7 protein-coding genes and 1 pseudogene are annotated in these 5,994 nt (G+C 63.6%); 1 reads left to right on the plus strand and 7 read right to left on the minus strand.

Translation table 11 applies throughout. The features are described 5' to 3' along the window. Both DBR22_RS24635 and DBR22_RS15710 read right to left on the minus strand, forming a co-directional pair. Positions 1-175: pseudogene (locus DBR22_RS24635) on the minus strand (sulfurtransferase); the annotation flags it as partial. A 4-nt stretch (positions 176-179) separates the two neighbouring features. Next, complete coding sequence (locus DBR22_RS15710; protein ID WP_108599793.1) at positions 180-836, minus strand: MBL fold metallo-hydrolase; 657 nt, start codon at positions 834-836, stop codon at positions 180-182. 128 nt (positions 837-964) lie between these two features. Here DBR22_RS15710 and DBR22_RS15715 point away from each other — a divergent pair, with 128 nt between their 5' ends. After that, positions 965-1,486 carry a Fur family transcriptional regulator gene (locus tag DBR22_RS15715; RefSeq protein WP_108599794.1) on the plus strand — a complete coding sequence of 174 codons (522 nt, stop codon included), beginning with the start codon at positions 965-967 and terminating at the stop codon, positions 1,484-1,486. A 29-nt stretch (positions 1,487-1,515) separates the two neighbouring features. On the opposite strand, the gene DBR22_RS15720 is transcribed toward DBR22_RS15715, so the two are convergent. From DBR22_RS15720 to DBR22_RS15740, 5 genes are all read right to left on the minus strand, one after another. Next, the gene (locus DBR22_RS15720) at positions 1,516-2,391 is read right to left on the minus strand and encodes a metal ABC transporter permease (RefSeq protein ID WP_108599795.1); all 876 of its coding nucleotides are present in this window, start codon (positions 2,389-2,391) and stop codon (positions 1,516-1,518) included. Next, on the minus strand, positions 2,391-3,206 hold the full coding sequence (locus DBR22_RS15725) for a metal ABC transporter ATP-binding protein (RefSeq protein WP_181365209.1): 816 nt from the start codon (positions 3,204-3,206) through the stop codon (positions 2,391-2,393). Before DBR22_RS15725 ends, DBR22_RS15720 begins: the two co-directional genes overlap by 1 nt. Then, positions 3,203-4,216 (minus strand): metal ABC transporter solute-binding protein, Zn/Mn family, encoded by a 1,014-nt coding sequence (locus DBR22_RS15730; RefSeq protein ID WP_108599796.1) that lies wholly within the window; start codon positions 4,214-4,216, stop codon positions 3,203-3,205. Before DBR22_RS15730 ends, DBR22_RS15725 begins: the two co-directional genes overlap by 4 nt. A 106-nt stretch (positions 4,217-4,322) precedes the next feature. Beyond that, on the minus strand, positions 4,323-5,393 hold the full coding sequence (locus DBR22_RS15735; RefSeq protein WP_108599797.1) for a hemolysin family protein: 1,071 nt from the start codon (positions 5,391-5,393) through the stop codon (positions 4,323-4,325). Beyond that, positions 5,390-5,994 (minus strand): transporter associated domain-containing protein (locus DBR22_RS15740; RefSeq protein WP_146187525.1); only part of this gene is annotated, 605 nt, incomplete at its 5' end. The genes DBR22_RS15740 and DBR22_RS15735, both read right to left, overlap by 4 nt.

Below are 5,994 nucleotides of genomic sequence, written 5' to 3' on the forward strand. Positions count from 1 at the left end.
GTGTTGCAAGCTCGGTGGCCAGCTCAACGAACACTGCCCCCGGGAGGTGCCCCGCCAGATAGTGCTCCCGGCCGTGGGGGTCGCCCAGGACCCAGCGGACGTCGAGCAGAACAATACGTTGGCCGGCGGCCAGGCGGTCCCGGAGGGCAGGGACATCAATCAACGGACTCTTCATGCTTCTAGACTTCCACCGATTCCCGCGGTGCAAGGTGGGTGTACTCGGTGCCGTATTTTTTTCCCAGCCGGGCTACATGGGACTCCGCGATCTTGACGCCCATCCCGTTCAGCAGGCCGTCGTGGATCTGGAACGCCTGCGGGGCGCGGACGGCGATCACGAAGTCCACCACCTCGCTGACCTTGCTCCAGGGTGCGTGGAGCGGAACCAGGAGGTTCTTGACGCTGAGCCCGTCCGGGACGATGAAGGAATCCCCCGGATGGTAGACATTTTCGTCCACCAGATATCCGATGTTGGCCACCACGGGGACCTGCGGGTGGATGAGCGCATGCTGGCCGCCGAAGCTGCGGATGCTGAAACCGGCTGCTTCAAACGTGGATCCCGGTTCAACCGTGTGGATCCGCGAGGACTGTTGAGGCGCCTCATCCTGCAGGTGTTTGGCCACCCCCGCCGGAGCGAACACTGCCAGGTCCGCGGAGCCGCGGAGGGCGTTAACCACCGCCGGCACATCCACGTGATCGCCGTGTTCGTGTGTGACCAGGATGGCATGCGCGCCGTCCAGCGCCTCTTTTGTTTCCGAGAAGGTCCCCGGATCCAGCACGATCACCTGGCCATCCTTTTCGAGCCGGACACAGGAGTGGGTGTATTTCGTCAGCTTCATAGCGCCAGCCTAGGTTCCGGTTCCGGGCCTGTCCAAGGAAATACCGGACTGTCCGGGAAAACCGGCCGGGCGGCCCCGGCTGGTAATCTTGATGATTGCCACCGTCCCTCAGGGAAGCGAGTACCTCCATGCCGTCCGGCACCAAAGCAGACGCGTCGCCGTCGAACGCTGCCTCCGCCGGCAGCGCTGCAGGCCGGCCTTCGGGGGCCCTTGCCGGCGCCGCCTCAGGAACAGGAGCGGGAAAAGAGCAGCGCGTCACCAAACAGCGGCTGGCCGTCAGCGCCGCCCTGGACGAACTGGATGATTTCGTCAGCACCCAGGAGCTCTACCGCATCCTGCAGAACCAGGGTGTCTCGGTCTCGCTGGCCACCGCCTACCGGATCCTGCAGTCCCTTGCTGAAGACGGCCTCGTGGATGTGTTGCGCAACGGCGAGGGCGAAGCCGTCTACCGTCGCTGTGCGGTCACCGGCCACCATCACCACCTCCTGTGCCGCAATTGCGGTAAGGCCGTGGAAGTTGAGGCCCCCGCCGTGGAAACATGGGCGGCCCGGATCGCCCAGGAGCACGGCTACACCGAGGTGGCACACACCGTGGAAATCTTTGGACTGTGCCCGGACTGCACCGCGCTCAGGGCCGCCGGCAAACTCTAGGGATCCTGCCGCGTCGCTGGGCCCGCACCCTAGTGGGCGTGAACCACGCGGCCGTTGATTCCCTTCCGGGCCCGGAACGAACCGATGATCCGGCACACCACGTATATAAGGAACGACAACGTGGTGACATAGGGGCTGATCGGGATACGTCCGCCCAGCGCCAGCAGGATTCCGCCCACCGTGGCCGTCACGGCAAAGACAACGCTGAGCACCACCAGCGCCACAGGCGAGGATGTCACGCGCAGCGCGGCGGCCGCCGGAGTGATCAGCAGCGCGAGCACCAGCAGCGCCCCCACCACCTGGATGGACAGCGCCACGCTCACGCCGAGCAGCACCATAAAGATCAAGGCAAGCGTCCGGACCGGCACACCGCGGGCTTCGGCCAGCTCCGGATCAACGCTGGCAAAGTTGAGCGGGCGCCAGATGATGACCAGCGCGGCGATCACGGCCACGGCCGCCCCCGCGAGGACCTGAAGCTGGACGGTGTCGACGGACACGATCTGACCGGTGAGGAGGCCGAACTTGTTCGCGGCCCGTCCCTGGTAAAGCGACAGGAACAGGATGCCCAGGCCCAGCCCGAACGGCATGATCACGCCGATGATGGAGTTCTTGTCCCGTGCCCTAACCCCCATCAGGCCCAGGAGCAGCGCGGCCGCCACTGAACCGATCAGCGAACCGAACACGATGTCCGCACCGATCAGCAGGGCAAAGGCCGCCCCGGCGAAAGACAGCTCGGAGATGCCATGGACCGCGAACGCCAGGTCCCGCTTCATCACGAAGGTCCCCACCAGCCCGCCGAGCAGGCCCAGCACGGCCCCGGCCCAGATGGAGTTCTGGACCAGCACCAGCAGTTCCCCGTAGTTCTCGAAACTGAAAATCGCTCCAATAATGCTGTCAGCGTCCATCAGGCCACCTCGCCGGCCGTTACCGGGACAATGTCATGGTGGTGCGTGGTTGCGTCCGGAAGGCCGACGACGACGATGCGGCCGTTCGCGTGGATGACTTCCACGTGGGATCCGTAGAGATCCGAGAGGACCTCGGTGGTCATGACTTCCTGCGGTGTCCCTACCCTGAACCGGCCGCCTGCCAGATAGAGTACGCGGTCGACGTAATCGATGATCGGGTTGATCTCGTGGGTGACAAAGACCACCGCACTGTTCTGTTCGTGGCACTGCTTGTTGATCAGAGCGCTGACGGCCTGCTGGTGATGCAGGTCCAGGGACAACAGGGGTTCGTCGCACAGGAGTACTTTGGGGTCTGTGGCCAGGGCCTGCGCGACGCGCAGACGCTGCTGTTCACCGCCGGAGAGCAGCCCCACCGGAACCTTCGCGTAATCACTGGCCCCCACGAGTTCCAGGAGTTCGTCAATTCTGCGGTTGGCCCGGGACATGCCCAGCCGCAACCCCCAGCGGTGCCCGTCCACGCCCAGCCCCACCAGGTCCCTGGCACGCATGGGGGTGTCCGGGGCAAAGGATTTCTGCTGGGGAATGTAGCCGATGAGGCTGCTTCCCCGCTCCACCGGGCGGTCACCCAGCGTTGCCCGGCCGGTCTGGAGCTCCTGCAGGCCCAGAAGCACTTTCAGGAAGCTGGTCTTGCCGCTGCCATTGGGACCAAGCACAGCGAAAAACTCGCCGGGTTTGATATCGAGGTTGAGATCCTCCCAGAGCGTCCGTTTGCCGAACTGCAGGGACGCCCCGCGGAGGCTCACCACCGGTTTCAACTATTCTTCTCCAAAACATTGCTGACGTTCTCAACATTGTCCGTCATCCACTCGAGGTACGTCTTGCCCTCGGGCAGGGTTTCGCTGAAGTCGATGACGGGAACGCCGGCCGATTCTGCGGCTTTCTTCAGTGCCTCGGTCTGGGGGCCCTCGGTCTGCAGGTTGTAGGCCAGGAACCTGATCTCCTTGGAGCCTGCCAGATCCGTGGCGGCCTTCAGTACAGCCGGCGGGACATCGGAGCCTTCTTCGATGGCCGCCGTGTAGTCCTCGGGGGTCCGGTTCTCCAGGCCCGCCGCTTCAAGCAGGTACACCGGAACCGGTTCGGTTACGGCCACCGGCGCGCCTGCCCCGTTGGCCTTGAGCGCTGCAAGCTTGCCGGTCAGCTCGCCGGCCGCCGTCTTGAATGTTGCCGCGTTTGCGGTAAACAGGGCAGCTGATGCTGGATCCTGCTCGCCGAGTTTGGCCGCGATGGAATCGGCCAGCTTGCCCATGGCATCCACGCTGTACCAGACGTGTTCGTTGAACTCGCCATGGACATGGCTGTGCCCGTCGTCCGACTCAGTGGAAGCTCCGGATTCGACGGCGGCCGGTGTTTCCGTGCCGGTTTCCTCCGGTGCCAGGCCGGAGACTTCGACTGCAGTCACGATACTGCTGTGCGGAATATTGCTGTCGTCGGCCAGTTTGTGCAGGAAGTCGTCATAGCCGCCGCCGTTCTCGATGACCAGATCGGCCTTCGAGACCAACAGCCGGTCCTGCGCGGTTGCCTCGTATGAATGAGGGTCCTGGCCGGCCTGGTTGATGATGGACCCGACGCTGACCTTGTCCCCGCCCACTGACCGGACAATGTCCGCGTATACGTTGGTGGATGCCACGACAGACAATGCTCCGGAAGAAGTGTCCGTGCCCGAGGAGGCCGGCGCCGTCCCGTTTCCGGGGCTGCATGCCGTCAGCAGGAGGCTGAAGCCCGCGAGGGCTGCGAGGGACGTTCGGATGGCTGCGGGGTGACGCACGGAAACCTCAAATCGGTGTGGGTGGACTTTTTCGACTCCCTGAAGTCTAGCCCTAAATAGGAATGATTCCTATTTAGAAAAGGAGCGGAGGTCCGGAGGGTCAGGCTCATTGACCGTTGGGCTGGCCCAGCCTCCTGATGCCGGTGGCCTGGGTGGCGTCCCGGATCTCCCCCACGAGCTGCTCGATCACGTCTTCCAGGAACAGGACTCCATGCGTCTGTCCGTCCGCCCCGATCACGCGGGCAAGGTGCGAGCCCGTGCGCTGCATCACGGACATAGCCGTCTCCACTTCGTCGTCCAGCGACAGGTTGGCCAGTGAGCGGATCCGGCTTTCGGCAATCGGGTGCTGGTAGTCCGAGTCAGGGATCGACAGGACGTCCTTCACGTGCAGATAACCGGCGATGATGCCGTCATCATCGAGCATCGGAAACCTGGAGAATCCTGTCCTGCTGACAGCTTTCTCGAATTCCACCGGGGTTGTGGCCGCTTTCAGCATGACCAGGTTGTCCAACGGCACCATGATGTTCGAGGCCGTGTATTCGGAGAATTCAAGTGCACCGGTGATCAGCCCCTGGTCATCATCCACCAGCCCGTGGCGCGTGGACTCCTGCACAATTGACTGGACTTCCTCGAGCGTGAAGGAAGAATTCACTTCGTCCTTGGGCTCAATCCGGAGCAGCTTGAGGATGTGGTTGGCAGACCAGTTCAGCGCAACAATGGCAGGGTTGACCAGCCTGGCCACGAACATCAGCGGCGGAGCCAGGAGCAGCGCGGCCTTGTCAGCCACGGATACCGAGATGTTTTTCGGCACCATCTCACCAAAGGTGACATGGAGAAAGGTCACCACCATCAGGGCGATGGCGAAAGCAGCGACGTCGGCAACTTCAACCGGCAGCCCCACGGCTTCCAGCGGTGCCGCCATCAGGTGATGGATGGCAGGCTCGGCCACCTGCAGGATCAGCAGCGAACATACCGTGATGCCCAACTGCGCACAGGCAAGCATCAGCGAGACATTTTCCATGGCCCGCAGAGTGGTCTGTGCACGCTTGGAACCGGCGTCGGCAAGGGGTTCGATCTGGCTGCGCCGCGCGGACATGACGGCGAACTCGGCGCCGACAAAAAACGCGTTGCCCAGCAGGAGGATGACCAGCCAGAATATTCCTGCCCAGTCACTCATCGCCCGCTCCTGTCATCCGGAGCCGGCTCAGGTTCGGGTGCGGCCGGACGGAAGCAGATGCGGTCGATCCTTCGGCCGTCCATCCTGGTCACGCTGAGCGTGCCACCGCCAACGGAGACAGTGTCCCCCACCACGGCAATACGGCCCAGTTCACTCATGACGTACCCGCCCACCGTTTCATAAGCTGATTCGTCCGGAACGGTGAGCCCCGGGATCTGTTCGGACAGTTCGTCGGGACGGAGCAGCCCCGGGAAGTACCAGTCCCCTGATGCGCTTTGGAGCAGGCCCGGGCGGACCTTGTCGTGTTCGTCCGCCACTTCACCCACGATTTCCTCCACGAGGTCCTCGAGGGTGGCGATGCCGGCAGTTCCGCCGTATTCATCAAGAACGACGGCGAGCTGGAGGTTTCCTTCCCGCAGCTCGGCCAGGAGGGCGTCGAGGTGGATGGTCTCCGGCACACGCAGGACATCGGTCATGATGGCGCCGGCTTCCAGGTTGGCCCGGCGGTCCCACGGCACGGCGACCGCTTTCTTGACGTGGACCAGGCCCTTGATGTCGTCAGAGGACTCCCCGATCACGGGGAACCTTGAGTACCCGGTGC

It is taken from the genome of Arthrobacter sp. HMWF013 (assembly GCF_003061105.1).
Lineage (GTDB): Bacteria > Actinomycetota > Actinomycetes > Actinomycetales > Micrococcaceae > Arthrobacter.

Excerpts from the sequence above, each read along its gene's own strand:
- DBR22_RS15710 (WP_108599793.1), bottom strand. The coding sequence starts at position 836 with ATGAAGCTGACGAAATACACCCACTCCTGTGTCCGGCTCGAAAAGGAT.
- DBR22_RS15715 (WP_108599794.1), top strand. The coding sequence starts at position 965 with ATGCCGTCCGGCACCAAAGCAGACGCGTCGCCGTCGAACGCTGCCTCC.
- DBR22_RS15720 (WP_108599795.1), bottom strand. The coding sequence starts at position 2,391 with ATGGACGCTGACAGCATTATTGGAGCGATTTTCAGTTTCGAGAACTAC.
- DBR22_RS15735 (WP_108599797.1), bottom strand. The coding sequence starts at position 5,393 with ATGAGTGACTGGGCAGGAATATTCTGGCTGGTCATCCTCCTGCTGGGC.